Consider the following 25,848-nt stretch of genomic DNA (forward strand, 5'->3'; position numbering starts at 1 on the left):
GTCGTGCCTTTCAGGTCAGGAGAGGAGGAAGAAGCTCAGGACGAGGTACATCGCGACGAAGCGGATGCAGACTCCGAGGAACTGGCGTTGGTTGAGGCGGCTCTCGGACCACCCCACGTAGGCCGTTCGGATGGCCCAGACGCCCCACACGAGCAGGACCGCGAACACGACGCCGACCAGGACGGTCGCCATCGCCGAAGGTGCGATGCCGCTGTTGGCTTGAAATGCCGAGACCTGGGCGCCGTTCATTGCTTGGCTTCCGTAGTCGTCGGCGATGGCGAGGCGGCCCGCTCGGTGCGGTAGTCGCCGGCCAGTTCGGAGGGGTCGCGCGGCTGGGCACGCGACGGTGTGAGATGGGCCTGGATGCCGGCGCGCACGCGCGCCAGGTCAGCCAGCAGCCGCGGGTAATCGAAGTGGTAGCGCTCGCCCGGCTGGATGGGGGCACGCGCGGCGCTGTCGGCTACGGTGCGCTCCAGCGCATCGAGCTGGCGCAGCGCGGCGACCAGCTCCTGGCGCTGTGCGGGGGACTCGGCCAACGCCATCGGGGACTGACCCAGCAGCAGGGCCGTCACGAGAAAAATGGGCACGCCGCGATGCGCGGCGCGCTGCCAGACCGGAGCCAACATCGCGCCATTCCTGTGTGATCAGCAATGGCTTGATCGTGGAGATCAGGGCGACTTCATGCTGCAAACAATAGGAACTGCGCGGTAACCGGGTTATCGAGAGCTTCGAAACTCGCCAACTGAATAGTGGCCTGCAACAAGTGTTCGTTAGTAGAATTGAGCAGACTTGGCAAACTAAGGCTATGAAAGACCAACCGAGAAGGTTTGCAGATGACTGATGCCGAAAACGAAATCCTCACACTTGAAGAGGTGGCGGTTTACCTCAAAGCAGGAAAAAGGACGGTCTATCGCCTGGCTCAAAAGGGAGAGATTCCCGCGTTCAAGCTGGGGGGAACCTGGCGCTTCTGTCGTTCTGATCTTGAGCGCTGGATTGCCGAAAGCACCAACAAGCAGAAGCCGGGGGCTTGAGTGAGTTTTTGCCACACTTGCCACCACATCAAGTCCGGGACAGGACAAGGGGAGAATCACCGTTGACGACGCAGCAACCTTTGACGCCGTATCAAAGCCAGTACGTCGCGTGGCTGCTCACCCGTCGCGCGGCGGGCGACACCGTTGAATCGCTGGCCTCGACACTGGTCGATTCGCAGGTCGATCTCAACCCGCATCAGGTTGACGCCGCCCTTTTTGCCTGCCGCAACCCGCTTTCGCGTGGCGTCATACTGGCCGACGAAGTGGGTCTTGGCAAAACCATCGAGGCAGGCTTGGTGATTTCACAGCGCTGGGCGGAGAGACGGCGCAAGGTGCTCATCATCGTCCCGGCCAACCTGCGCAAGCAGTGGCATCAGGAACTGCAGGACAAGTTCAGTCTGCAGGGGCTAATCCTCGAAGCCAAGAGTTACAACGCGGCCCGCAAACAGGGGCAGCAGGCCCCCTTTCTGTCGGAATCCGGCCCGATCATCTGCTCCTATCAGTTCGCCAAGGCCAAGGCCAAAGATATCAAGGAAATCGAGTGGGACTTGGTCGTCTTGGACGAGGCCCATCGCCTGCGCAACGTCTACAAGACCAGCAACGTCATCGCCAAGACGCTCAAGGACGCAATGGCGCACGTCCATTCCAAGGTGCTGCTCACGGCCACACCCTTGCAGAACTCGCTGGTGGAACTCTATGGTCTCGTCAGCATTATCGATGATCGTGTATTCGGCGACCTTGACAGCTTCCGCGCGCAATTCACCTCCAGCGGGCGCGATCAAGCCTTCGGAGCATTGCGCGAACGGCTGGCCACCGTCTGCAAACGCACCCTGCGCAAGCAGGTGCAGCCTTACGTCTCCTACACGGCGCGCAAGGCCATCGTGCAGGAATTCACCCCGTCAAACGAGGAGCAGGAACTGTCCCGCCTCGTCGCCGACTACCTGCGCCGCCCCAACCTGCAAGCGCTGCCGCAAAGCCAGCGGCAACTGATCTCCCTCGTCTTGTGGAAGCTGCTCGCGTCCAGCACGCACGCCATTGCGGGCGCGCTGGAAACGATGGCCAAGCGCCTGCAAGGCGTGCTCGATGCATCGCCGGTGGTCGATCTGACGGACGAGCTGGACGAGGACTACGAGTCGCTCGATGAGGTTGCTGACGAAAGCGGCGCAGAGGATTTCGCCGACGGCGAGGACGACCCGGCAGCGGATGCGGCCGGGCCTAGCCAAGAGGAGCGCACCGCCATCTCCAACGAGATCGACGAGCTGCGCCACTTCAAAACGCTGGCCACCAGTATCCGCGACAACGCCAAAGGCAAGGCGCTACTCACGGCCTTGGACAAAGCATTCGCCGAACTGAATCGGCTGGGCGCGGCCAAGAAGGCCATCATCTTCACCGAATCCAGGCGCACGCAGGATTACCTACTGAGCCTGCTGGCGGACACGTCCTACGGCGACGGCATCGTCCTCTTCAACGGCACCAACAGCGACGCCCGCGCGCAGGCCATCTACAAGGACTGGCTCAAACGCCACGAAGGCACTGACCACATCACCGGCTCCAAGACCGCCGACACGCGCGCCGCACTGGTCGAGCACTTCAAGGAACGCGGCACGGTGATGATTGCCACCGAAGCGGGCGCGGAAGGCATCAACCTGCAGTTCTGCTCACTGGTCATCAACTACGACCTGCCGTGGAACCCGCAGCGCATTGAGCAGCGCATTGGGCGCTGCCACCGCTATGGGCAGAAGCACGACGTGGTAGTGGTCAACTTCGTGGATCGTAGCAACGAGGCCGACGCCCGCGTGTACGAACTGCTGGAGCAGAAATTCCAACTGTTCGACGGCGTGTTCGGGGCCAGCGATGAAGTGCTGGGCACGATTGGCTCCGGCGTGGACTTTGAACGCCGCATCGCTGACATCTATCAGAACTGCCGCAACCCGAGCGAAATCAAGGCCAGCTTCGAACAGCTCCAACTCGACCTCTCCGGCGAGATCAGCGAAGCGATGGTCAAGACCCGACAGATTTTGCTGGAGAACTTCGATGAGGAAGTGCAGGACAAACTCCGCGTCCGCGCCGAGGACAGCCGCAGCGCCCGCAGCCGCTTCGAGCGGATGCTGATGGACTTGAGTCGGGCAGAGTTGGGCGATTGCGCCAGCTTCGATGACGACGGCTTTCACCTGTGGCGCGCGCCGGATGGCATCGAAGGCAGCAGCATTGAAGGCATCGAACTGGGGCGCTACGAACTGCCACGCCGCTCCGGTGACGCGCACCTGTACCGCATCAATCATCCGCTGGCGCTGTGGATCGCGCAGCAGGCCAAGACCCGCACGCTCGATGGGGCCAAGCTGGTGTTCGATTATGAAGGCTATGGCAGCAAGGTCAGCACCCTGGAGCCGTATCGCGGCAAGGCTGGTTGGCTCACGCTCAAGCTGCTTGTCGTCGAAGCCCTGGGCAATCAGGAGCAGCATCTCTTGGTTGCAGCCACCACTACTGACGGCGTGTCGCTGGACGAAGAAGACCCGGAGAAGCTGCTGCGCCTGCCCGCGACCACGCAGGCAGCGAGCCTGTTCAATAACGCAGGCGACGCCACGCTGGTAGCCAACGTGGCAACCCGCAAGACGGAGCTGCTGCGCGACATCAACCAACGCAACCTTGGCTACTTCGAGCAGGAAGTGCAGAAGTTGGACGCCTGGGCCGATGACCTGAAACTCGGCCTTGAGCAAGAAATCAAGGAGATCGACCGCGAGATCAAGGAAGTTCGCCGCACGGCAGCCACCTCGCCCACGCTGGAAGAAAAACTGTCATGGCAGAAGAAGCAGCGCGAACTGGAAGGCAAGCGCAGCAAGCTGCGGCGGGAACTGTTCAATCGGCAGGATGAGGTCGAAGCGCAGCGCAACGACTTGATCAGTCAGTTGGAGGTGCAGCTCCATCAACGGGTGGAAGAGCGCACGCTGTTCACTATCGAGTGGGGGCTGACATGATTACAAAAAGAGATATTTCTCGGGGTGCAATTTGGCGGCAGTGGGATCTGCATGTCCATACACCAGCATCGTTTCATTGGTCGGGAGATAGGTTCGATGTCGATCTCTCTTCTGCAAAGAGCAAGAAGCTGGTCGATGAAATGATCGAAGCCATGAACAAGGCAGAACCGGCTGTGTTCGCGATCATGGATTACTGGACCTTTGACGGCTGGCTTGCACTACGAAAGCGCCTCAAGGACGAGGACGCCCCCGTCCTGAAAAAAACCGTCCTTCCAGGGATCGAACTTCGGCTTGCCGCGCCAATGAAGGGGCGACTGAATGCACACGTACTGTTCTCGAACGAGGTCGATGAACAGGTGCTCAGGGATTTCATATCTGCCTTGCGCATTGAGTTAGTGGACAGGCCACTTTCCGAGCCTGCGTTGAGAGAGCTTGCCAGGAAGGTCGGCGAGGACAAGTTGAAGCATCACGGCTTCAAAAAGGCCGATGTAGATGCTTCCGACGAGAAGGCTCTGCTTGCTGGGGCGGTGATTGCGGAGATCAACGCTGACTCATACAGGGAAGCGATTCGGAAGGTCCCGAACGAGCACGCGATTGGCCTTATGCCGTTTGATACGAATGACGGACTGGCCGAGGTTGGGTGGCAAGAGCACTACGCCTATGCCATGAACCTCTTTCAAACTTCTCCGATCTTCGAGACACGAGACACCGACCTGCGTGGCGCATTTGTTGGCGAGCAGACAGCCGGCAACGCCAAGTGGTTCAAGAATTTTCAAGCAGGTCTGAATAATATTCCGCGCTTGGCAGTCTCAGGAAGCGACGCCCACTGCTTCGTTGGAACACCTGGCGACAACAACAAGCGGGGCTATGGCGACTTCCCCTCCGGGAAAAGGACGTGGATCAAAGCCGACCCGACGTTCCACGGCCTCAAGCAAGCCATTCTTGAGCCAGCGAAACGCTCCTTCATTGGTGACAAGCCGCCCAAGGTTCAAGAAGTCGAGTCCAACAAGACCTTCTACATCGAGTCGATCGAGATCACCAAAACAGGGGACAAGGCTGGCGTTGGGCGGTGGCTGCATGGCTGTGACATCCTGCTGAACCCCGATCTTGTCGCCGTTATTGGGAACAAGGGAAGTGGCAAGAGTGCATTGGCGGATGTCATCGCGACGCTCGGCAACTCCAAGCAGTCCAAGCACTTCAGCTTCTTGAAGAGGGATCGCTTTTGGGGCAAGACCGGCGAGCCCGCTCGCCACTTCACCGGAACGCTAACCTGGCGAGACGAAAGCACCGAGTCCAGGCCGTTGAATGAGTCACCTTCAGAGGAGAAGGCCGAGCTTGTTCGCTACATCCCGCAGGGCTATTTCGAAGAGCTTTGCAATGAGCACGTATCGGGTAAGTCGAACGCATTTGAGAAAGAGCTGAGGTCAGTGATCTTCTCCCATGCGAGCGAAGAAATGAGGCTTGGCGCACTCGACTTCGATCAGTTGACCGAGCAGCAGGAGCAATCGCTCAGGAACCGATTGGGTGAATACCGCAAGGAACTGACATCGACCAACGCAACCATCGTTCGCATCGAGGAGCAGCTTCAACCCATTGAACTGAAAAAACTCACTGATCTGCTCCTGCTGAAGAGCAAGCAGATCGAGGAACACGACAAGCTGAAGCCTGCGGAGGTTGCGGTGCCGACCGAAGCTATGAGCCCCGAGCAGAAACAAGCGGCTGAAGGCTTGGCGGCAGCAAGTCAACAGGTGGACGCTGCCAGAAAGCGCAGCCAAGAGATCGCTGGCGAGACCACTGAACTGGCCAAACGTCAAAAGGCCATAGGAAATATTCGTGAGCAGTTGAGATTGCTGCAACGTGCTTTCGATCAAGCCGAAAAAACCGTCTCCGACGATCTCAATCTTCTTGGCTTCGCTTGGTCCGATCTTGCCGCCATCGACATCAAGACCGCCGTTCTGGAAGAAAAATCGACCGAGTTGGCGACGAAGCAAGGCGAGATAAAGATCGAGGCTGAAAAACTGGCGGAAGTCCTCAATTCCGCCACTGCAACCCAGCAAGGTTTCACCGCAAAGTTGAACGCGCCGCAACAGCAATATGAGGCCTACCAGCGCCAGCTTGCGGAATGGAACACGAAGCGCGACGAACTCATCGGCTCAATCACCGACCCTGAGACCAAGGTCGGCTTGGAAACCAGAATCGAGCAGATCGAGGAGCTTCCGCAGCAGCTCAAGGTTTTGGAAGCGAGGCGTTTGCAGTTGTCCGGGGAAATCTTCGATACCCTCGATGCACAGCGGCGTGCACGTGCGGAACTGTTCAAGCCGGTGCAAGACCTGATTCAGAAAAATGTCCTGATACGCGAGGACTACAGGCTGCAGTTCCAGGCAACGCTGGCGGCATCCGCCGACGCCATCGCCGACCAGTTGTTTGCTCTGATCAAGCAGACCGCAGGTGACTTTCGCGGGCAGGACGAAGCACCGGCGACCATCAGAAGATTGTTCGATGGCCATGACCTGAACAGCAAGGATGGGGCGCTAGCCTTCATTGCCTCCTTGCAGGAGAAGGTTTTGGCAGCGGCGAAGGCCTCCGGCTCGGATGCCGGGATATTCAGTTTGCTGAAGAAGGGGCAGCCGGCCGCGGCCGTCTATGACCTCATCTTTGGCTTGAACTTCCTTGAGCCTCGCTACTCGCTCCTCTTCCAGGACACGCAGATCGAGCAACTGTCCCCTGGTCAACGTGGCGCGCTCTTGCTGATCTTCTACTTGCTGGTGGACAAGGGAAAAACCCCCATCATTCTTGATCAGCCGGAAGAGAATCTTGACAACGAGACGGTGTTCCGTCTGCTCGTTCCCGTTCTCTCCGAAGCCAAAAAGCAGCGGCAGATCATCATGGTCACGCACAACCCCAATTTGGCGGTTGTGTGCGACGCCGAACAAATCATCCACGCAAGATTCGACCGCGCATCGGACTCCACTATCCGCTACGAATCGGGAGCCATCGAGAACACGGGGCTGAACGAAGCTGTCGTGACCATCTTGGAGGGGACGAAACCCGCATTCGAGAACCGCTACGGGAAGTACCACTGACATGGCGGCCCTTGAACCACAGCACATGACCGTCCTGAAGAAGATTCTGGCGGAGCGCTTCGTGCCGTTCCTTCCGCCCCTCCTGGGTGCGGCGAAGCCGGAGGATCAGGCTGCCAAGCAGCTCTCGCGTGCCTTCAGCGCCTTCGCCCTGAACAAGCTGCTCAACATCACGCCAAAGGACGCCGCCGCTTCCGTGGTGGACGATTTCAACGACAAGGGGCTGGATGCGATCCACTACCACGCCCCCACGGAAACGCTCTACCTCCTGCAAACCAAGCTGAAGGAATCCGAGCAGTTCAAGCAGGATGAAGCACAATCGTTCTGCACCGGCATCCGGCTGCTGCTGAAGCAGGATTTCACCGGGTTCAATGGGAACGTCCACAACCGCAAGGCCGAGATCGAAGGCGCGCTCGATGCGTGCAGTCGCATCAAACTGGTCGTGCCCTACACTGGGGACGGTGTGTCGCAGTCGGCCATCGATGCGCTGCAAGTGCTGCTGGACGACGATGATCTCGACGAAGAGCGGCTCGACAAGCAGGTGGACTACTACGCGGCAGTCGACATCACCCGCGACCTGCTGGCGGAGCAAGCCTATCCGCCGGTTCATACCGACATCGCCTTGCAGAAGCACGCGAAGGTCGAGAACCCGCGCACGACGTACTACGGCATCGCCCGTTTGACCGACCTGGTCGCGCTGCACAAGGACAAGGGCAAGGCGCTGTACGAGCGCAACATCCGCTACTTCCTCGGCAGCAGCCGATCCGACGTCAACAAGGCCATCAAGACGACCCTGCGCGACGATCCCGGCAGCTTCTTCTACCTCAACAACGGCGTGACGGCGGTCTGCGACGAGATTGAGTTGAAGGGAAAGAACCCCAGCAGTGGGTTCCGGAAGTTCAAGGTTCGTGGCCTGTCGATCATCAACGGCGCGCAGACGGTCGCGTCCGCCGCCGAGTTCGTGGCCCAGCATCCAGGCAGCAACATCGACGATGCCAAGGTGATGCTCACCTTGATCAAGGCCCCGGCGGACGGCCCGTTCGGTAAGCGCGTCACCAAGGCGCGCAACCACCAGAACCCAGTGCAGACAGCGAACTTCGCTTCGCTGGACGAAAACCAGGAGCGGTTGCGGCAAGAAATCGCGCATCTCGGCTTCGCCTACCACTACCGTCCGGAAGCCTCGGCCACCGGCCTCCAGGCTATTTCGCTCGACGAGGCGCTGCGCGCGCTCGCCTCGCGCCAGGACGATCCGCGCTACGCGGTCTGGCTCAAAAGCGAACCGGCGCGGCTGGCCAATCCGGAATCCGCCGAATACCAGGCGCTGTTCCCGGCCACCCTGACCGGCGTGGCCCTGCTCAACGCCGTGCTGTGCCACCGGGCCATCCGCACGCTGGTGGTCGACTACGAGCAGAAGGCGGCGGCGCGCAGCCAAGAAAAGCTGATCTACCGTCACGCCACTCATGTCATCACGGCTGTGATGATGAAGCGCCTGCGCCAACGCATCGGCGCGGCGACGGTCATGGACGCCGCAGCAATTCCCGGCTTGATCAGCCAGCCGCTCGACGAGTTGCGGCAGCAGACCTTCGACCTCGGGCGGCAACGCCTGCTCGGCGAGGGGCCACTGGCCTACTTCCGCAATCAGGGCAGCGTCGCCTCGTTCATGGCCGACCTGATGGAAACGCATTTCGCGCTGACCGCCGATCCAACGCTACCCACTCTGCGCAATATCGATACTGCGGCGGATGCCTATCCGCGCAAGCGCCTGCTCGACTACTTGTCGGGCAAGGCCCCCCAACTATGAGAGCGATGCCATGAGCAAGCAAAAACTAGAACTGACATGGATCGGCAAGGAAAAGCGCCCCAAGCTGGAGCCGCGCATTCTGCTCGAAGACCCGGACAAGTCGTACCACGCCCAGCATCGCGTTACAGAGAACGATATCTTCGATAACAGGCTGATCTTCGGAGATAACCTGCTGGCGCTGAAGGCTCTCGAGCAAGATTTCTCGGGGAAGGTGAAGTGCGTGTTCATTGACCCGCCTTACAACACAGGCAGCGCGTTCAAGCAGTACGACGATGGATTAGAACACTCCATTTGGCTGGGGCTGATGCGCGACCGGCTGGAGATCATTCGGCGATTGCTAGCAGATGATGGTTCGCTGTGGATCACTATTGACGACAACGAAGCGCAATACCTGAAGGTGCTGTGCGATGAGGTGTTTGGACGAGCTTGTTTCGTCACGACGTTTATCTGGAAAAAGGTAGATAGCCCGAACGATAACAAAGTACCAATCACGCCAGATCACGAGTATTTGTTGTGTTTTACGAAAACTCCTGGATCTCGCCCATTCAGACAGAAATACGATGATTCGATATTGGCGGCGTACCGTAAGCCAGATGCCGAATCTGACAGACCGTATCGCGACCGTCTCTTGAAAAAGAACGGCAAGAATAGCCTTCGCTCTGACCGTCCGTCGATGTTCTTTCCATTAACCGCTCCTGACGGAACGGAAGTACTGCCGATTCACGATGATGGCAGGGAGGCACGATGGGCAATGGGGAAAACCTCTGTTGAGGATTTGATTGAAAAAAACGAGTTGATTTGGAAAAAGCGCGAAACCGGCTGGATTCCGTATACCCGAGAGTTTGCACCGGATAGTCCATCGCGGCCTTATCCAACGATATGGAATGACCTCGACACAACACGGCAAACCAAGGCGCATCAAAAGACATTGTTTGGAGAAGATGTTTTTGATACTCCAAAGCCAGAAGACATGCTGAAGCGCATTTTTGATATGTCTACTAACCCCGGGGATCTTGTCCTCGATTCCTTTGCTGGCTCTGGAACCACTGGCGCGGTCGCGCACAAGATGGGCCTTCGCTGGATCATGGTGGAACTGGGAGAGCACTGTCACACGCACATCATTCCGCGCCTGCAGAAAGTCATCGCCGGTGAAGACAAAGGCGGCGTCACGGAAAGCGTGAACTGGCAAGGCGGAGGCGGCTTCCGCTACTACAGCCTCGCGCCCAGCCTGATCGTCAACGACCGCTGGGGCAACCCGGTCATCAATCCTGAATACAACGCCGCGCAACTAGCCGAAGCGCTGGCGAAAGTGGAAGGTTTTACCTACGCACCCTCCGAGGTGCAGTGGTGGCAGCACGGCCACTCCAGCGAGCGCGACTTCATCTACGTTACCACGCAGAACTTGTCTGCCGACCAGTTGCAGGCACTCTCCGACGAAGTGGGTTCCGACCGGAGCCTGCTGGTCTGCTGCTCTGCCTTCCGAGGCGTGACAGCGGCGAAGGCGGCAGAACGCTGGCCGAACCTGACCTTGAAGAAGATTCCGAAGATGGTGCTGGCCCGCTGCGAATGGGGCCACGACGACTACAGCCTCAACGTGGCGAACCTGCCGATGGCCAAGCCCGATCCCGTTGATGCCTCGGCAGCCGCCGGAGCGAACAAGAAAACCAAGAGCAGGAAAGTGCCCGCTGCGCATTTGAATCAGGGCGGTCTGTTTGGGGAGAACGAGTAATGAACAGCCGTGTCCTGCACGCCGTCACCGGTCGTCTGTCGCTGCGCCCGCCGCAGGAGGAATCTCTCAAACGCTTGGTTCGCGCGCTCGAAACCTCGCCTGACCTCTTGGGCCATGAGCGGGATATCGCCGCCGTTCTTTCCACGCTGAAGGCCGAGTTCCCCACGCTGGAGGACTTTGAGCGCGAGTTTCCCTCGCTGTGCTTCGCGCTGGCCACGGGCGTCGGCAAGACGCGGTTGATGGGCGCGTTCATCGCCTATTTGCATCTGGCGCATGGCATCAACAACTTCTTCGTGCTCGCGCCCAACCTGACCATCTACAACAAGCTGATCACGGACTTCACACGCAACACGCCGAAGTACGTGTTCAAGGGCATTGCCGAGTTTGCGCAGCAGCCACCGCTGATCATCACCGGTGACAACTACGACCAGACTGGCGCAGCGGTGGACGACCAACCGCAGGGTTTCGCCCACGACGTGCGCGTCAACATCTTCAACATCTCCAAGATCAACTCCGAAGTGCGCGGCGGCAAGGAGCCGCGCATCAAGCGGATGAAGGAAGTGCTGGGCGACAGCTACTTCAACCACTTGGCGAACCTGCCCGATCTGGTGCTGTTGATGGACGAATCGCACCGCTACCGCGCCAGCGCGGGCGTGCGTGCCATCAACGAGCTGAAGCCGCTGTTCGGCCTGGAAGTAACGGCGACGCCGTTCGTCGAAAGCAGCAAGGGGCCGGTGCCGTTCAAGAACGTGGTGATGGACTACCCGCTGGCGCGGGCGATGGAGGATGGTTTCGTCAAGGAGCCTGCGGTTGTCACCCAACGCAACTTCAAGGCCAGCGACCACACGCCGGAAGAAGTGGAGAAGACCAAGCTGGAAGACGGCGTGCGCTTGCACGAAACCACGAAGGTCGAGCTGCTCACTTATGCCCGCGAGAACGGTGTCAAGCCGGTGAAGCCCTTCATGCTCGTCATCGCACGCGACACCACGCACGCTGCGAGTCTTTTGGCACTTCTGGAATCGGAAGCCTTCTACGAAGGGCGTTACGCGGGCAAGGTGATCCAGGTCGATTCCAGCCGCACCGGCGCGGAAGAGGAAGAGATGATTTCGCGCCTGCTGGCTGTGGAGAGTGTGGACGAGCCGACCGAGATCGTGATTCACGTCAACATGCTCAAGGAGGGCTGGGACGTGACCAACCTCTACACCATCGTGCCGCTGCGCGCCGCCAACGCGCGCACGCTGATCGAGCAGAGCATCGGGCGCGGCCTGCGCCTGCCTTATGGCAAGCGCACCGGCGTGGCGGCGGTGGATCGCCTGAACATCGTTGCCCACGACAAGTTTCAGGAGATCATCGACGAGGCCAACCGTGGCGATTCGCCGATTCGCCTGAAGCAGATCATCCTCGACGTGCCCAGTGCCGACGACAAGAAGGTAAGCGTGCAGGTCGGCTCCGGTGCTGCAGCGCGGCTTGGACTGGCGGATGCCGCGCCCGCAGTTGATCCAGCCTCGGCGGCTGCCTACTCTGACTCGGATGGTGGCGAGGCAAAACCCGCGCCGACGCCGGTGTTCACCACCGAGGCCGAGAAGCAAGCGGCGCGCGTGGTGATCGAAGTCATCGGCAAGCTGGAGACGCAGCGTGATCTAGTGCCGACCAGTGGCGCACTGCTCACGCCCGAGGTGCAGAAGGTCATTCAAGCGGAGGTGGCAGAACGCCTGAAGCCGATGCAGGGCAACCTGCTGGCAGGCGCGGACGATGCGGCACCGGTGATTGATCTGACCAAAGTGGTAGCCAAGACCACCGAGATCGTGGTGCAACAGACTATCGACATCCCGCGCATTGCCGTTGTACCCAAGGGTGAGGTCACGACCGGCTTTCGCCCGTTCTTGCTGGACGTGAGCCAGCTTCGCCTGCAACCGGGCGAGCGCGAGATCGTCGGCCAGATGCTGCGCACCAACGAACAATTTGCGCTGGCGGCGGAAATCGGCCTGAAAGAACAGCGCCCGGAGGACTACATCGTCCACGCGCTGGTGGACTTCGACGACATCGACTACTTCACCCACGCCGACCTGCTCTATGACCTGGCGGGCCAGATGGTGCGGCACCTGCAGAGCTACCTCTCGGAATCCGAGGCGGTCAACGTGCTGAATGGGCAGCGCAAGACCATCGCAAAGGAAATCCACTCGCAGATGATGGCGCACTTCTTCGAGGAAGCGACCGAGTTCGAGGTGCAGGTCAGTCGCGGCTTCACGGAACTGAAAGCCTGCAACTACACCGCTACGGCGGGACAAGCCCCGCGCCATTTCCGCGAAACGGTGGAGGACGTGGGCCGCATCAAGCAGATGCTGTTCGGCGGGTTCACCAAGTGCCTTTACCCATTGCAAAAGTTCGACTCGGACACCGAGCGCCGCTTCGCCGTCATCCTCGAACGCGACGCGAACAAGTGGTTCAAGCCCGCGAAGGGACAGTTCCAGATCTACTACAAGCTCGGCACCGAGCAGCCGGAGTACGTGCCGGATTTCGTGGTGGAAATGGATGCGTTCATCCTGCTGGCCGAGACCAAGAAGCGCGACGATCTGAAATCGGATGAAGTCGTCGCCAAGGCTGCGGCGGCATTGCGCTGGTGCAAATACGCTTCAGATCACGCCAGAAACGTCGGTGGCAAGCCGTGGAAATACATCCTGGTGCCACACGATGAAATCGCAGAGTCGAAGCGGCTGGCCGATTTCCTGCGGTTCGAAGTGAAGGACTGATTTGAAGGAGCGTTGATATGAGCCGTGCCCAGCTGCGTTTTCAGGTTGATTCCCGACTCGCCACATTGCTGAGTCAGGAATACCCGTCATCAGAGCGGGCGTTGAAGGAGCTCGTCGATAACGCGTGGGATGCCGACGCCGAGCACGTATCTGTCACTCTCCCGAAGCCACTGAGCGGTGGCTCCATCGTCATTGAGGACGATGGAAGCGGTATGACCGAAGAGGAGCTGCGGCGGCATTATTTGGCCATTGCATCCGATCGCCGCTCACGGCGCGGAGAACGTACCGCCGGGAAGAGCCGCCCGGTCAAGGGCAGAAAAGGCATCGGCAAGTTTTCTGGCCTCATGGCGGCGGCCACCATGATGCTCGAAACGCGTGCGCGCGGCCGCCTGTGCCGGATTTCGCTGCGCTTGGATGACCTTGCGCGCGTTGAAGATATCGAGCAGTTGGATATCAGCTTGCACAGCGAACCGTGCGCGCCCGAACTCCACGGGACAACCATTACGCTCAACGACTTGCACCAGGGTTTGGCTTACCCGGATGCCAACCGCCTACGCCAGATCCTGTTACAGGATTACGGTCGGCAGGATGACTTCGCGATCACGGTTGACGACAAGCGTCTGGATGTTGACGACGTATCAGGGCGTTATGCAGAGCAGGATCAGTCCTTGCCAAATGTGGGCAAGGTGAAACTGCGGTTCTCTATCAGCGATGGCAAGTCAGGATTGCGTCAGCCTGGCATTACCTTGCGCGTGGATGGCAAGGCCGTGGGGCGGCCAGGATTCTTTGGCTTGGATCAACGGGATGACTTCCCGCGCAAGTTACTTCGCAAGCTCTACGGCGAAGTCGAGGCGGACGGACTGCGCGATCACATCACTGCTGGTTGGGATGCTGCCGTTGAGAATAGTGAACTTTTGAAGGAGGTTGAGGCATACGTCCAGCCCATTCTCCGGGAGGCGTATGAGCAGCAGTACCGGCAAGAGATCCAGCTTGCACAGGCTCGACTGCAAAAAGCGATCCTTACTCGACTCTCAGCGCTGCCGGAACACAAAAGGGTTTTTGCAGATCGGGCGATCAAGAAAATCCTCGACAAGTATTACGGCGAACCGGAGAGCAAGGTCGAGCCGGTGGTGAATGTGTTGCTGGAGGCAATGGAACGATCCGATTACCGTATTCTTCTTGAGCACATTGCGGAAGCAACTTCGAGCGACGTTGCAGTGGTGGCCGAGCGGCTGGATGAGTTTGGCTTGGCAGAGATGGCATTCCTGGTTCAGCAAGCCGCAGCGCGCCAAGTTTTTCTTGATCAACTGGAACTGCTTGTTCGTGACGCAACAACTACCGAGGCCGTCTTGCACAAAGCCCTGGAACGTAACTTGTGGGTGTTTGGTCCGGAGTATTCCCTGTTCAGCTCAAACAGCACATTGCGGCGACAAGTGGAAGATGTTCTTGGGAAGGTCTATACGGGAGACAAGGCCGACAAACGTCCTGACCTGCTTCTCAACGAGAATCTGAGCGGCAAGTACTTATTGATCGAATTCAAACGGCCAAGCCACGCGCTGAATCACGGTGATTACGTACAGGCAATCGGCTATAGGCATGAACTGACAAAGTACGTTGGCTCTGCTGTTCAGGTTTTGTTGGTCGGTGGAGGCAGGTCTGCCGACTTTCCTACTGGAAATCGTGAGCCGGATGTTGAGGAGCGAATCTTTGGACAGATCATCTCCACAGCACGGCGACAGATTGAGTGGCTGCTCCGGACGGAGAGCTCTTGATCTCTTTCGGTTCTAAATATGCACCGAACGTCGATATTCGGTGCTGTGTGTGGTTATAAGTACTTCTTGAAGCTACCCGCAGTCAGGCTCACGGCCAGTCCCAGCAAGGCGGCGCTGGGCAGCAGGATCAGCAGTGGATGCACCGAGATCGGCAAGGCCAGGTACGTGATCCACGGCAGCACGGCCAGCGGCATCAGGCTCGCCTTCGCGCGGTGGTAGATGAAGCCGGATTCCCGGCCCGCGCCGAACCGGCGCACGTCCCGCCGCACAAGACCGTCGATCAGGCCGACGAACGCCGCGGTGAAGATCAGCGGCAGCGTGAGCACCAGAACCAGCAGGCGCACCAGGAACGTGAGGGTGGTGAAGGCCGCGGCAATCAGGTAGTTCTCGGCCCAGACATAGACCTGACTGATGTAGTAGCGGAAATTGAGCGTCTGCCCCTGGCTGGGCGTGCGCGCACGCTCGGCAGTCTGGCTCATACGCTCCAGCAGCCCCGAGCGCACGAAAACCCATTCGTAGCCGGTATCCACCAGTTCGTGCGCCGTGCGGCCCGGCTCCTGTACGACGACGCTGCGCGTGAAGTGGCTGGACAGATGCCCCAGCTCGTACTGCAACATCTGCTGGGAATGGCGCCAGCCCTGATCCTTCCAGAACAGGTGCATGCCGACGCACTCCATCACGATCGAGAACAGCAGCGAGCCGATCAGCACCCCGAGCAGCCGAAATGGCAGCGTTATCGTGCCGATAATCAAACCCCGACGGCGGTTCTGCTCTCGCTGGGTGGTGCTGGCCGCGTCGCTCATGGCGCTGCCTCGTCGCTATCCGTATCGCCTGCGCCAAAGGCGGCCGGTTCGGCTAGCGCGGCGTCATCCAGCAGATCATCAGGCAAGGCTGCGTCCTGCAATGCCGGGGCGCTGGTGAACTCCCACCACTGCGTCGCTTCGCTGTAGCTCTGGCGCATGTACCCGGCCAGTTGCTGCAAGTCTGCCGGCATCACCTCGTCCGGGTCCGGGGCCGGCAGCGGCATGCGCACTTTCCAAAGCTGGCCGCCCTGCAGCAGCGCGAAGCACTGGCCCTTGGGCAGGCCGACGACGTGCGACGGCTCGATCATCGGCACGCTGGACATGCTGATGCGGTCCTGGGTGTTCGACGTGAAATCCGTCGCCCCGCGAATGTCGGAGCTGTCGGTCGCGCCGCTGACGATGGTGGTGGTATAGACCTCGACCTTCGGCAGTTGCCGAGTCAGCAGTTCAGCGGTCGCGGTTTCGCGCACACGCAGCATGAACAGGTTGTTGAAGTTGCCGATCACCTGACCGGCCTTGGCGCGGTTGCCGATGCGGGCCTCGATGTCCGAGAGGGTCTGCGTGTACGCGGTGACCTGGAGGCCTGCGCCACCCCCCTTGTTGATCAATGGAATGAACTCGTCGCCCATCAACTCGTTGAATTCGTCGGCGTGGACATTGATGGGCACGCGCGCACCGGCCGATGCGCCCGGCAGGCCGTCGTCGATCCCGTGCTTGTAGATATGCCCGGCGACCGACACGAGATCGCTGAACATCGAGTTGCCGACCGCTGCGGCGACCTCGGCGTCGGAGAGTGCATCCAGGCCCACATAGACGATGGCCCTCTTACGGATGATCTGCATCCAATCGAAGATCGGGCGCGGGTCGGCCAGGTCGGAGTAGTTCGGGGCCAGGAGCTGCGCGATCTTGCCGCTGGTGAGCTTCTCCAGCAGCGGCAAGAGGCTGGCGACGATCTTGTCGAAATAGGTCTTGTCGTATCGGACAGCAGAGCGCAGACCATCCAGCACCGGGTCATAGTTGCGTGCCTGCGAGAGGTACTGCTCCAGCGCCACCACGCGCTTCTCGCGCCCGATCATGTTGCGCGGAATGTTCTTCTCGTTGAGCTTGGCCTCGATCTGGACGATCACCTCCCAGGCCTTGGGCTCGGTCTTGGCGAAGTAATGCTGGGCGTACTCGATGAACAGCGCGTCGATGTTGATGACGTGCCGCTGGATCAGCATGTAGTCCGGTCGCTGTCCCAGTTCCACCAGGGCGCGCGCGATGATGTTGACGAAGCGCCAGGCGAACTCGCGGAACGCCGCGCTGTTGCCTTCGCCGGAAAGCTGCCCCGCGACGCGGGTGGCCACCTCGCTGATGCGGCCGAAGCGCCCCACGGCGTTGTAGCGCGCGGAAATGTCCGGCCAGCCCAAATGAAAGACGTAGAACTCGCCTTCGCGGCCCGCGCGCTTGGCCTCGACGTACATCCTCTTCAGGAGATCGGCATCGCCCTTGGGGTCAATGACGATCACCACCTCGTGCTCGCCCGCGGCGTTCACGCGCCGGATGTCCTGGGTCACGAACAGTTCGGCCAGCCGGGTCTTGCCGACGCGCGTGGTGCCCAGCACCAGCGAGTGACCGACGCGCTCGCCGAGCGGCAAGCTGACGTCCACCTCGTCGGGCTCGATGCCGTGCAGACGGGGCAAGCCGCCCACGGGCGGAAGCGGCTGCACCGGGTTGAAAGGCACGTCCCAGCCGGTAAGCGCGGACAGCCCAGACAGCGGGAACGGCGCGAACTCCAATCGTTCTTCCAGCCGTCGAGCCAGCCGGTAGGCCGGCGTCGGCTCGACGTAGCGGCGGAACTCCGGCCGGTACGTCTGCATCAGCCTATGGGTGTGCTTCTGCTCCCACAGGAAACCGCGCCCCACGAACAGCCGCTGCTGGCTGACCGGCACGTCCTTGCTGGTCATCACGTAGCGCGGCAGGCGGCGGATGTTGCGCCGGTAGCGCAGGATGACGCGGGCATCGCGGTAGCGGATCGCGCCGTAGGCGCCGAACGCCAGCGCGCTGCCGACGCCCATGGACGGGCTCAGCGCGAGCGACCATGGGGCCACCAGGGACAGAAACGCGGCGCCCGCGCATGCGGCAACGGTGTATAGCTCCACCGCTGGGCGAAGCAGTACCTCGACCGGCTGTTTCCCCGACATGGCTTCATTGCTCGATGCCGGTGGCCGTGATCAGCGCCGGGTAGTGCCGCAAGCCGAGGCGCTCGGCCAGGTCGTCGCCGGACGCGGGCGCGAGGGGTACACCGGGCACCAGTGCGCGCAGCCGCGCCAGGCCCTGCATGGTCTCGACGTTGACCACCAGGCCGACCGCGCCACGCTCGCGCAGCGCGGTCGCCTGGCGGCGAAGCCAGGCATGGGACGCCTCGTCGTCGCCGACGACCACGAAAGGACGCAGGCCCGGGGCCTCGATGACCCGCCGCGCGACGGTGCCGGGCGTGAGCTTGGCGCTGCGCACCGGCAGCATCGCGGCCTCGTCCGCCGGCGTGGCGGGAACCTGGGGTGTCGGGATCGGCGGCCGGGCCGGCGCGTTGGCACGCGGCTGGAGGTTCAGGGCTTCGTAGTACGGCAGCGCCGACGCGCCGCCGCGGTCTTCGACCACGATCAGCGGCTCGCCGGCAAGCGAGGCCAGCGGCAAGCCTGCCAGCAGTACGAGCAGGCCCCGCAAGGCCAGATGGGATGTCGTCATGGGGATGTCTCCTGGCGTGCGGCGAGAACCGCGGCGGTTGCGCGCGCGCCCTGTACGCGGGCAAGGTGGCGCGACACGCTGCGGCGATAGCGGGCGGCGGGCTCACCGCCCGCAGGACGGTGATAGCGGCCGATCGCGAGCAACCAGTCCTCGCCGGGGGTGTGCTGCTCGCGCAGGATCTCGGCGGCGATGGCGAGGTTGCGGTACGGGTCCAGCAGGTCGCACGCGGTGGCGTAGCGCTGCTGGTGGTAGCCGAGGTTGATCTGGCCCAGACCCGCGTCGATGCGCGTGTGCGGCGTGGAGCGCATCGCCCGCTGCAAGCCCGCGCAGGCGTCGGCGCGGGTCGCATAGCGGCGCGACTGGCCGGCGACGTTGAGCGACCACGGCCACGGGACGATGCGCCCATTGCGGCGGATGCCGCTCTCCTGCAAGGCCACGGCGTAGAGCACCGTCGAGGGGATGCCTGCGCGCTGCGCGGCGAGCTGGTAGGCCGGCGGCGGAACCTCCTGGGCCTGGGCCTGGGCGACGCAGGCGCCCAGGCCGGCGGCGAGCGTCAGTGCGCGCAAGAACTGCGAAACAGAGGTGGCGACTACGGCTGGCGCTGCCATTGGCCGTTCACCTCGCGCACGACTGCGGGCAAGTCGCCGGGCAGGCCCAGCGACAGCCAGCGACCGCCGTCGTGGTTGAGCGTGATGGTGCCGCGGCGCACGCGCGCCGGATCGACGTTCGCGCGCTTGGCCCAGTCGCGGATGCGCCCGTCGTCCTGGCGGCTGCCGACCATGTACAGATCGAATTCGGTGCCCGCCGATTGCAGGCGCTGCACGAGCTGGCCGCAGGCATCGCAGCCGTCCTTGACGAACACCGCTGTGCGGCCGGAGCCGCGCGTGGCTCCGGCGACCGGCTTGTCGTCCGGCAGGTTCACTCGCTGCATGCCGGGGTTCAGGCGCTGCCAGGCCTCGTCGTAGGCGCGCTGATAGGCAAGCAGCTTCTCCACGCGGCGCGCTTCGACCTGCACCTGCAGCTCTGCGTAGCGGCGCCGTTCCTCGTCGGTGCGGGCCTCGATGCCCAGGGCCGACAGCGGGTCCAGGTTGGGCGAGTAGATGCCCAGCGGCCCGTCCATCAGTTCGCGGTAGCGCGCCCACTCCTGCGGTTGCAGGCCCCAGTCGCTCGCCACCCGGTCATCCAGAACGCGAGCGACCAGCGGGCGCTCCTGGCTTTGCGCATTGCGGGCGGGGGCTGTGGCGGGCTGCTGCGCCCAGGCGGGCCACTGGGTGGACGCCAGCAAGAGCGCGGAAAGGATGATCGATGGCTTCATGCGATCTGCTCCGGTCAGGGGATCGCCACGCGGCGGGTCTGGTCGCCGGCCTGGAACACGGCGGTGTTGCCCTCGACGGCCTGCAAGCGCCACGGGCCGACCGCATCGCCGGGTAGCAGCACCTGAAGCTGGTCGGGCGTGAAGTCGCCATTGCTTGGCGCGACGGACACGCTGCGCTCGCCGGCACGCAGTTCGGCCCCGACGATGCGGAACGGGAGCGGCGGTGGTTCGGGCTTGGCGGTGGGCTTGTTCCTGGTGCGCGGCTGGGCGGGTGTAGCGGCGCGCGCAGCGGTCTGCCGCGCCTTGACCTGCTCGACTTCGGCGCGCAGCGCCTGAAGGTCGTCGGCAGCGGCATAGGCGCTCAGCGTTTTCTCGACCTGGGCTGCACGAGCTTCCAGGAATTGGCGGATGTCTTTGAGATCCGCCGCCGTTGCGACGGCCGGACGCTGCTGGATGGCCTCGATGGTCTCGGCCAGGCCTGTTGCCTGCGCTTCGAGGCGTTGCAGGCGGGAATCCAGGCGCTCCTGGTCGGCCTGGTCGTTCATCGCCTGGTAACCCAGGGCAACGAGGACACTGAGGCCGATCAGCCAGAGCCACATCAGGCTCTGCACCACCACGGCGGCCGTTGAACGATGGGCGGGCTGCGGGCTGTTCATGGCTGGCCTCCCGATGCCGCGGGCGCCAGCGGAAAGGTCTGCGCCGCCTCGGTGGCGGGCAGCGCGTGGGCGTTGTCGGCGGCCATGCTGTCGCCGGGCCGCTCGAAGCAGATTTGCCGTGCGCGGTCATCCGAATGCAGTTCCCAGGCCGGGCCAGCCAGCGTGAGCAGCGCATCGCGCAGGGTCATGGGGCCGAGGTGCAAGTGCGCTGCCGGCAGTGGCAGTGCGTACAGCTCGACCACGGCATGCGCGGTTTCGCAGAGTCGGTAACCGCTGCGCCTGAGCACATGCCGCAGCCCGTCGCCGACCGTGGCGCGGGCGTCTTCCGGCATGGCGACATCGATGGTCTGCAAAAGCAGGTCGCGCTGCGCCGCCGTGGGTGCGAGTTCCACGAGGGTATAGCGGCCGTAGCGCACGACGGGGATGTACTCCGGCGCCTCGGGTTCGGGCGCGGCCGAGACTTCCTCGATGGTGTGGGGCGCGACCGGCGCGGTCGTCGTCGCGCAGCCACCGGCCAGCACCGACCAAAGCAGGCCGAGAAAACCCGCCAGCAGGCGGCGTTCGGGATGGTGAAACCAGGGTGGAGAGGGGCACATGGCGCGTCGTCCTGAAACATCGAGCCCTCACCATCGCCGCTCGGGCCACGAGCGGCAGCAAACAATGCGAACCAGGCAGCGCCCGATTTACCGAAAGCCTCCCTCCAAAGAAAAAGGCCCCCGAAGGGGCCAGTGAAGATGCAGCCACGTCCACGGAGACCGTGGGCGTGGCTGCAAGGTGGGAACAATGGAAAGCCGGCGGCGCGAGGCCGGCGTTGGCGTGGGGATCAGGCGGCGACCAGTTGCCGGGCCAGCGCGACTTCGACGGAATCACCGTCTTGGTTGAGCACATCCAGGCCCGATTCGGGCACGTCGCCGGAGGTGGACTGCGAGACCATGATCTTCTTGGCCATCAGCTCCAGGCAGGTCATCTGCGAGGAACCGGCGTAGCCGAGGTAGATCACGCGCACCGGCTGTTTCTGTCCGATGCGCCAGGAGCGGCGTGCCGCCTGCTGGAGCGAGTACACGTTGTAGCCCGACTGCATGAAAACGATCGTCGGGAAGTCCAACAGGTCCAAGCCCGTCTTGACCAGCTCGGGGTTGGTGATGAGCACGTCGATGCCACGGTCCAGTTGCTCGGCGATCCAGTCTTCGCGGCGGCTGGCGTCCACGCTTGCGCGCAGCACTGCCACCCGAAAACCTTCTTGCTCCAGCAATACCTTCAAGCGCGACGTGGTGTCGCGCGTGCCGGTATAGACCGTGTAGGCCAGAACCTTGCGGCCCTGCGCCTTCTCCTCTTTGCAGATGTCGATCAGCTCGCGCTCTTTCGGCGTCACCTCGAACTCGTTGAACTGAGCCTGGACGAACGCCAAGGTGTTGCGCGTGCGCGGATGCACCACGGTTTCCGACCGGAAGCAGCAGTCCGGCCAGGCCAGCAGCACGTTGAGCACCACACCCAGCAGCGTCGTATCGCGTCGCGCCAGAGCCTGTTTCAGCTCCGCGGTCAGCCGACCCGCCAGGTCGCGGTAGGCCGCGGCTTGCGCCGTGTCCATTGCGACTTCACGGAACTCCTCGTCATACGGCGGCAGGACGTTGCCGCCGATGTCCTTGAGTTTGAGGAAGATCGTGAACGGCAGGATGCACCGCAAGACCCCCTTCGGCCCGAAGCCGGGAGCCTTGACCGTGCGCACCGATACCTTGGTGCCCCTGGCCGTCTTGTGCGCCGTGCCGGTGCTTTCGGAGTAGATGTCCTTGAGGACCCCGTGGTCCCTCATGAACGCCATGGCCGCCGAGGTCATGCTGCCGCTCGTGGTCGGGCGGTAGCCGTCTTCGATCATCCGCCCAGGCAGGGCTCGGAACAGCAGGTAGAACAGGTCGTCCCCGTAGCCGCCCATCAGCGTGCCTGTCAGCAGCAAGGTCTTGCGAGCCTTCGCCGCCAGCACGCCCATGGCCTGGCCCTGGGCACTGCCACCGTTCTTGTACTCGTGAGCCTCGTCCGCTATGCACAGGTCGAACGTGCCTTGCGGCAGGTAGCGCTTGATGAACTCGGACGGCTGGTAGCCGCCCTCGCCAAAGCCGAACTCCATGTTGGCCATCGCACGCTCCATGCGCGTGGCCTGACGGTCGGAAAACACCAGCTCGCCGTTGCCGTCCATGAGGTTGATGAACTCATGGATGTTGTCGCCCAGCATCGACGCCAGGAACCCGTCGCCGAACTTCTGCATCAGCTTCTGCGCGGTGACTTCCCCGATAGTCGGGATGCGCTTCAAGGCTTTCAGCACGGCTGAGGACTGGTCGCTGCCAGACAGGCTGCGTGGGCGGATCAGCGTCCACAGGGGCGCGGCGCAATGGCTGCACTTCCTGCGGTATTCCTCGGCTTGGAGTGCGACCGGGTTGACCGGCTCGCCGTCGAGGTCGGTGATGACCGTGCCGCAGTCCGGGCAAGCCGCCACGTTGCCGTGACGGGTGCGTCGCTGGGTGAAGACGGGCTTCCAGTGGAACCCCATCCGCATCCTGACCCGGCCCAAGACAAAGAACTCCTGGCCCGTGGGCTGGACGTTCAACTGCTCGCGCAGCTTGATGAGCTTGACGAGCGTATCCGGCCCGTTGAGCACCCACACCTTGGCACCCGCCACTGTTTCCTGGATCTCGCGCCGCCACTTGTAAACAAGGTGCGGCGGGGAAAGAACCAGGGTGCGGCGGTAGCCTTCGGCGTTGAGCACGGCGGCCGTGGCGATGCCGACGGTCGTCTTACCGCAGCCCATTTCGCCATTGACGATCGCGGCGCGTTCGCCACGATCGATCAGCAGCTCCGCGGCGGCGTGGACGACTTCGGCCTGGGCCTGGAAGAGCTTGCGCTTGAGGCTGGCGACGATGAGTTGTCGGTGCGCCTGCGGCTGGCCGTTATAGACCGGCGGGTTGGCGCTGTTGAGGGCGTCGAGCAGTTCGTCACCGAACTCGCCGACGAAATCCTGAAGGCTCAGGGTCAGAGGGGAAGATTCCGCATCGAGCAGTTCGCCCTGTACGGGCGCGGCTTCAGCGGCAGTGGTTTCGAGATCGAGGGACATGGTGATGCTCCAATGAAAAATGGGGCATGCACCACCCCCAGCGGGGCAATGGCATGCCCCGCAGTGGGAAGGAAATCGGCGCTTGGCCGAGGTGGTCGAAGTTGCCGGCCGTGGCGGCCTGCTGGTGAATCGTGCTCAGTCTTCGGACGGCAGCACGATGACGGTGGCGCTGCGCTGCGCATCGGTGACGATGCGGATGGCCAGCCCCGGATGGATCACGTAGCGGGATTCCAGCGATGCACCTGATTGCAGTGCAGTGCTGTTGGCCTGCCATTGCTGGAGGTTGACGTCGCCCCAGTCGCCACGGGTGTGGCGCCTGAAGTACGGGATCGGGTCGAGGCGACCCGTGCGGACCAGGCGGTCGATGCCTCTGCTGAAGATGAGCGCACCGATTGGAAACGCCAGCCTGTGGCAGTAGGTTTCAACGCGATGTGATGCCATGGGCTCCTCCTTGATGAGTCATTGAGCCACGACACCCCTGGCGGAGTGAAGTGGCTCCGTCAGGTGGATGAAGACGACGATGGTGCTGTCAGATCATGTCCCGTTCTTCGGGAAGCTGGATCACCGTGGTCTGGTGGTCCTCGCTGGTTTTGACGATCAACACCAGTTCGGGCGTGATCCTGAAGTGGGAGATCATCGGATCGTCCCCACGGATTGCGACATCTTTGGCTTGACGGGTGGCCTCATCGGTCTCGCCCCAGTCACCGCGCACATGGCGCTGGACAAGAGCCAAGGGGTCGATCAGGCCTTTGCGGGCCAGCCAATGCACCTTCTCGCTCAACTGCAACGTACCTGGTGCGAACAACGGTTGCTTCTGCGGCGCGGGCCGCTTGAACAGGCTTGAGAACATGGGTGTTTCTCCTTCGAGGTGGTACAGCAGGACGGCAGCGCGTCCGGTGGATTAACGGATGGTCAGGACCTCGCCCCGTGTAGCGGAGCCGGGCGTCATGTCCCACGCGCGGATGACGGGCACGAACTTGTCGGTGAGGATGCGGGTCTCGGCGATGGAGCCGTCTTCGCGTTCGGTGAATTCGCGTTGAAGCGTCTTGTCCTTGTGGGTGTCACCTTTGACGACGAGCACGCGCCCGGTCTTGGAGCGCACAACCCCCGAGATCGCGCCCGCGGCCAGGGCCAGGGCGAGATGCCAGTGGGACAAGGCACGCGCTGGCGGACGCAGCGACTGCTGCGCGGCCCCCAGGTGCGTGTCCTGCGACGGCCAGAGGCCTTGCAGCCGGCCGACTTCATCGGCGAACTGCTCCGGCTCCATCGTCACGCGGAAGAAGTGCTCTGGCTCGGCCGGACTGGCGGGGACGATGTACGGCAGGAACGGCCATTCGCTCGGCAGCTCCTCGGCTTCGACTTCACCAAGCCCGACCTGCAGCAGCAGATTGCGCACGGCCTTGAGCCCATCGGGTGCCAGCTCGCGCTGACGCACCCTGCGGCCGAAGATCACCACTTGCTTGAACTGCGTCTCCACCGCTCGGTAGATCCGCAGATCGGTGTAGTGGCGCGTCAGCCAGCCGACCAGCTCGGCGTCGAGCACGTAGCCGGGGACGATGAAGACCAGCACGCCGCCATACTGCAATAGCGAGAGGCTGCGCTGATAGAAGAGCTTCTCGAAGCGGGCACGGCCCTGGCCCTGATAGCCGATGTTGCCGTTGACGTCCTTGGACAGGTCGCCATACGGTGGGTTGAGCCAGAGCAGCCCGAACGATTGCTTGGAGATCATCGTGTCCATCAGGTCCGCGTGCAGGCAGTGATCGACCAGGCCGCGGGCATGGCGTGCCCGTTCCGCGTCGAACTCGACGGCGAACGCCTTGGCCTGCTCGCGCCCGAGGGCATGAGCGGCTTCGGCGATCGCCACGCCTTCGCCGGCGCAGGGATCGAGGATGCACATCGGCCCATCGCTGGGCATCAGTGCGTTGAGGGCTCTTTCGAGCGTGGGTTCGTCGGTCGGGTAATACCCGTTCTTGGCGAAATTGCGGGCGAGCCGCGGGAACATGAGGGCCATGGAAGTCTCCTGGTTGGCGGGGATGAAGTGGGGGGGCCCGCCAAGGGGGGGTCGCGGCGGGGGGGGAAGCCCCGGCCCCAAACGGCGGGCAAAAA

Annotated in this window: 20 protein-coding genes; 7 read left to right on the plus strand and 13 right to left on the minus strand. The window is 62.3% G+C overall.

Going from position 1 to position 25,848, the window contains the following annotated elements; genetic code table 11:
- Nucleotides 1–15: 15 nt before the first annotated feature.
- Together ACVOLZ_RS04960 and ACVOLZ_RS04965 are read right to left on the minus strand one after the other, a co-directional pair.
- On the minus strand, nucleotides 16–249 hold the full coding sequence (locus tag ACVOLZ_RS04960) for a TIGR03758 family integrating conjugative element protein (protein WP_003050225.1): 234 nt from the start codon (nucleotides 247–249) through the stop codon (nucleotides 16–18).
- Nucleotides 246–587, minus strand: a complete 342-nt coding sequence (locus ACVOLZ_RS04965; RefSeq protein WP_481515276.1) for an integrative conjugative element protein, RAQPRD family — start codon at nucleotides 585–587, stop codon at nucleotides 246–248. Before ACVOLZ_RS04965 ends, ACVOLZ_RS04960 begins: the two co-directional genes overlap by 4 nt.
- Nucleotides 588–833: 246 nt before the next feature.
- Between ACVOLZ_RS04965 and ACVOLZ_RS04970 the strand changes: the two genes are divergently transcribed.
- The 7 genes from ACVOLZ_RS04970 (at nucleotide 834) to ACVOLZ_RS05000 (ending at nucleotide 15,138) form a co-directional block, all read left to right on the plus strand.
- Nucleotides 834–1,031 (plus strand): helix-turn-helix domain-containing protein, encoded by a 198-nt coding sequence (locus ACVOLZ_RS04970; protein WP_023095491.1) that lies wholly within the window; start codon nucleotides 834–836, stop codon nucleotides 1,029–1,031.
- Nucleotides 1,032–1,093: 62 nt separating this feature from the next.
- The gene (locus ACVOLZ_RS04975; protein ID WP_033999112.1) at nucleotides 1,094–4,006 is read left to right on the plus strand and encodes an SNF2-related protein; all 2,913 of its coding nucleotides are present in this window, start codon (nucleotides 1,094–1,096) and stop codon (nucleotides 4,004–4,006) included.
- A complete protein-coding gene (locus tag ACVOLZ_RS04980) occupies nucleotides 4,003–7,089 on the plus strand; it encodes a TrlF family AAA-like ATPase (protein ID WP_033999115.1) in 3,087 nt (1,028 codons plus the stop codon). Before ACVOLZ_RS04975 ends, ACVOLZ_RS04980 begins: the two co-directional genes overlap by 4 nt.
- Before the next feature lie 25 nt (nucleotides 7,090–7,114).
- The gene (locus ACVOLZ_RS04985; protein ID WP_228383604.1) at nucleotides 7,115–8,887 is read left to right on the plus strand and encodes an AIPR family protein; all 1,773 of its coding nucleotides are present in this window, start codon (nucleotides 7,115–7,117) and stop codon (nucleotides 8,885–8,887) included.
- Nucleotides 8,888–8,897: 10 nt separating this feature from the next.
- Nucleotides 8,898–10,616 carry a site-specific DNA-methyltransferase gene (locus tag ACVOLZ_RS04990; RefSeq protein ID WP_023095495.1) on the plus strand — a complete coding sequence of 573 codons (1,719 nt, stop codon included), beginning with the start codon at nucleotides 8,898–8,900 and terminating at the stop codon, nucleotides 10,614–10,616.
- Complete coding sequence (locus ACVOLZ_RS04995) at nucleotides 10,616–13,366, plus strand: DEAD/DEAH box helicase family protein (RefSeq protein ID WP_023095496.1); 2,751 nt, start codon at nucleotides 10,616–10,618, stop codon at nucleotides 13,364–13,366. The genes ACVOLZ_RS04990 and ACVOLZ_RS04995 overlap by 1 nt, the downstream gene beginning before the upstream one ends.
- Nucleotides 13,367–13,383: 17 nt before the next feature.
- Nucleotides 13,384–15,138, plus strand: coding sequence for an ATP-binding protein (locus ACVOLZ_RS05000; protein WP_023095497.1), 1,755 nt, complete (start codon nucleotides 13,384–13,386; stop codon nucleotides 15,136–15,138).
- Between the two features lie 53 nt (nucleotides 15,139–15,191).
- Here the strand turns inward: ACVOLZ_RS05000 and ACVOLZ_RS05005 are convergent, their stop codons facing one another.
- The 11 genes from ACVOLZ_RS05005 to ACVOLZ_RS05055 all read right to left on the minus strand — a co-directional run bounded on the left by ACVOLZ_RS05005 (nucleotide 15,192) and on the right by ACVOLZ_RS05055 (nucleotide 25,777).
- Nucleotides 15,192–15,941, minus strand: a complete 750-nt coding sequence (locus ACVOLZ_RS05005; protein WP_023095498.1) for a TIGR03747 family integrating conjugative element membrane protein — start codon at nucleotides 15,939–15,941, stop codon at nucleotides 15,192–15,194.
- Nucleotides 15,938–18,124 carry a type IV conjugative transfer system coupling protein TraD gene (gene traD / locus ACVOLZ_RS05010; RefSeq protein WP_023095499.1) on the minus strand — a complete coding sequence of 729 codons (2,187 nt, stop codon included), beginning with the start codon at nucleotides 18,122–18,124 and terminating at the stop codon, nucleotides 15,938–15,940. The genes ACVOLZ_RS05005 and traD overlap by 4 nt, the downstream gene beginning before the upstream one ends.
- Before the next feature lie 4 nt (nucleotides 18,125–18,128).
- Nucleotides 18,129–18,668, minus strand: a complete 540-nt coding sequence (locus ACVOLZ_RS05015) for an integrating conjugative element protein (RefSeq protein ID WP_023095500.1) — start codon at nucleotides 18,666–18,668, stop codon at nucleotides 18,129–18,131.
- A complete protein-coding gene (locus ACVOLZ_RS05020) occupies nucleotides 18,665–19,276 on the minus strand; it encodes a transglycosylase SLT domain-containing protein (RefSeq protein WP_023095501.1) in 612 nt (203 codons plus the stop codon). The genes ACVOLZ_RS05015 and ACVOLZ_RS05020 overlap by 4 nt, the downstream gene beginning before the upstream one ends.
- Complete coding sequence (locus tag ACVOLZ_RS05025; protein ID WP_033999121.1) at nucleotides 19,258–19,983, minus strand: TIGR03759 family integrating conjugative element protein; 726 nt, start codon at nucleotides 19,981–19,983, stop codon at nucleotides 19,258–19,260. Before ACVOLZ_RS05025 ends, ACVOLZ_RS05020 begins: the two co-directional genes overlap by 19 nt.
- 14 nt (nucleotides 19,984–19,997) lie before the next feature.
- Nucleotides 19,998–20,639, minus strand: coding sequence for a hypothetical protein (locus ACVOLZ_RS05030; RefSeq protein WP_023095503.1), 642 nt, complete (start codon nucleotides 20,637–20,639; stop codon nucleotides 19,998–20,000).
- Nucleotides 20,636–21,235 (minus strand): PFGI-1 class ICE element type IV pilus protein PilL2, encoded by a 600-nt coding sequence (pilL2, locus tag ACVOLZ_RS05035; RefSeq protein WP_023095504.1) that lies wholly within the window; start codon nucleotides 21,233–21,235, stop codon nucleotides 20,636–20,638. The genes ACVOLZ_RS05030 and pilL2 overlap by 4 nt, the downstream gene beginning before the upstream one ends.
- A gap of 227 nt (nucleotides 21,236–21,462) precedes the next feature.
- Nucleotides 21,463–23,742 (minus strand): helicase-related protein, encoded by a 2,280-nt coding sequence (locus ACVOLZ_RS05040; RefSeq protein ID WP_023095505.1) that lies wholly within the window; start codon nucleotides 23,740–23,742, stop codon nucleotides 21,463–21,465.
- A 135-nt stretch (nucleotides 23,743–23,877) separates the two neighbouring features.
- Nucleotides 23,878–24,183 carry a hypothetical protein gene (locus tag ACVOLZ_RS05045; protein ID WP_023095506.1) on the minus strand — a complete coding sequence of 102 codons (306 nt, stop codon included), beginning with the start codon at nucleotides 24,181–24,183 and terminating at the stop codon, nucleotides 23,878–23,880.
- 88 nt (nucleotides 24,184–24,271) lie between these two features.
- On the minus strand, nucleotides 24,272–24,592 hold the full coding sequence (locus tag ACVOLZ_RS05050) for a hypothetical protein (RefSeq protein ID WP_023095507.1): 321 nt from the start codon (nucleotides 24,590–24,592) through the stop codon (nucleotides 24,272–24,274).
- 51 nt (nucleotides 24,593–24,643) lie between these two features.
- A complete protein-coding gene (locus ACVOLZ_RS05055) occupies nucleotides 24,644–25,777 on the minus strand; it encodes a DUF6094 domain-containing protein (RefSeq protein WP_258163993.1) in 1,134 nt (377 codons plus the stop codon).
- Nucleotides 25,778–25,848 lie beyond the last annotated feature (71 nt).

The organism is Stenotrophomonas sp. STEN020, assembly GCF_056760195.1.

Coding starts and splice junctions, on each gene's coding strand:
- pilL2 (WP_023095504.1), bottom strand. CDS start 21,235: ATGTGCCCCTCTCCACCCTGGTTTCACCATCCCGAACGCCGCCTGCTG.
- ACVOLZ_RS04970 (WP_023095491.1), top strand. CDS start 834: ATGACTGATGCCGAAAACGAAATCCTCACACTTGAAGAGGTGGCGGTT.
- ACVOLZ_RS04960 (WP_003050225.1), bottom strand. CDS start 249: ATGAACGGCGCCCAGGTCTCGGCATTTCAAGCCAACAGCGGCATCGCA.
- ACVOLZ_RS05020 (WP_023095501.1), bottom strand. CDS start 19,276: ATGGCAGCGCCAGCCGTAGTCGCCACCTCTGTTTCGCAGTTCTTGCGC.
- ACVOLZ_RS05030 (WP_023095503.1), bottom strand. CDS start 20,639: ATGAACAGCCCGCAGCCCGCCCATCGTTCAACGGCCGCCGTGGTGGTG.
- ACVOLZ_RS05005 (WP_023095498.1), bottom strand. CDS start 15,941: ATGAGCGACGCGGCCAGCACCACCCAGCGAGAGCAGAACCGCCGTCGG.
- ACVOLZ_RS04980 (WP_033999115.1), top strand. CDS start 4,003: ATGATTACAAAAAGAGATATTTCTCGGGGTGCAATTTGGCGGCAGTGG.
- ACVOLZ_RS05040 (WP_023095505.1), bottom strand. CDS start 23,742: ATGTCCCTCGATCTCGAAACCACTGCCGCTGAAGCCGCGCCCGTACAG.
- ACVOLZ_RS05015 (WP_023095500.1), bottom strand. CDS start 18,668: ATGACGACATCCCATCTGGCCTTGCGGGGCCTGCTCGTACTGCTGGCA.
- ACVOLZ_RS04985 (WP_228383604.1), top strand. CDS start 7,115: ATGACCGTCCTGAAGAAGATTCTGGCGGAGCGCTTCGTGCCGTTCCTT.
- ACVOLZ_RS05025 (WP_033999121.1), bottom strand. CDS start 19,983: ATGAAGCCATCGATCATCCTTTCCGCGCTCTTGCTGGCGTCCACCCAG.
- ACVOLZ_RS05045 (WP_023095506.1), bottom strand. CDS start 24,183: ATGGCATCACATCGCGTTGAAACCTACTGCCACAGGCTGGCGTTTCCA.
- ACVOLZ_RS04990 (WP_023095495.1), top strand. CDS start 8,898: ATGAGCAAGCAAAAACTAGAACTGACATGGATCGGCAAGGAAAAGCGC.
- ACVOLZ_RS05050 (WP_023095507.1), bottom strand. CDS start 24,592: ATGTTCTCAAGCCTGTTCAAGCGGCCCGCGCCGCAGAAGCAACCGTTG.
- traD (WP_023095499.1), bottom strand. CDS start 18,124: ATGTCGGGGAAACAGCCGGTCGAGGTACTGCTTCGCCCAGCGGTGGAG.
- ACVOLZ_RS04995 (WP_023095496.1), top strand. CDS start 10,616: ATGAACAGCCGTGTCCTGCACGCCGTCACCGGTCGTCTGTCGCTGCGC.
- ACVOLZ_RS05000 (WP_023095497.1), top strand. CDS start 13,384: ATGAGCCGTGCCCAGCTGCGTTTTCAGGTTGATTCCCGACTCGCCACA.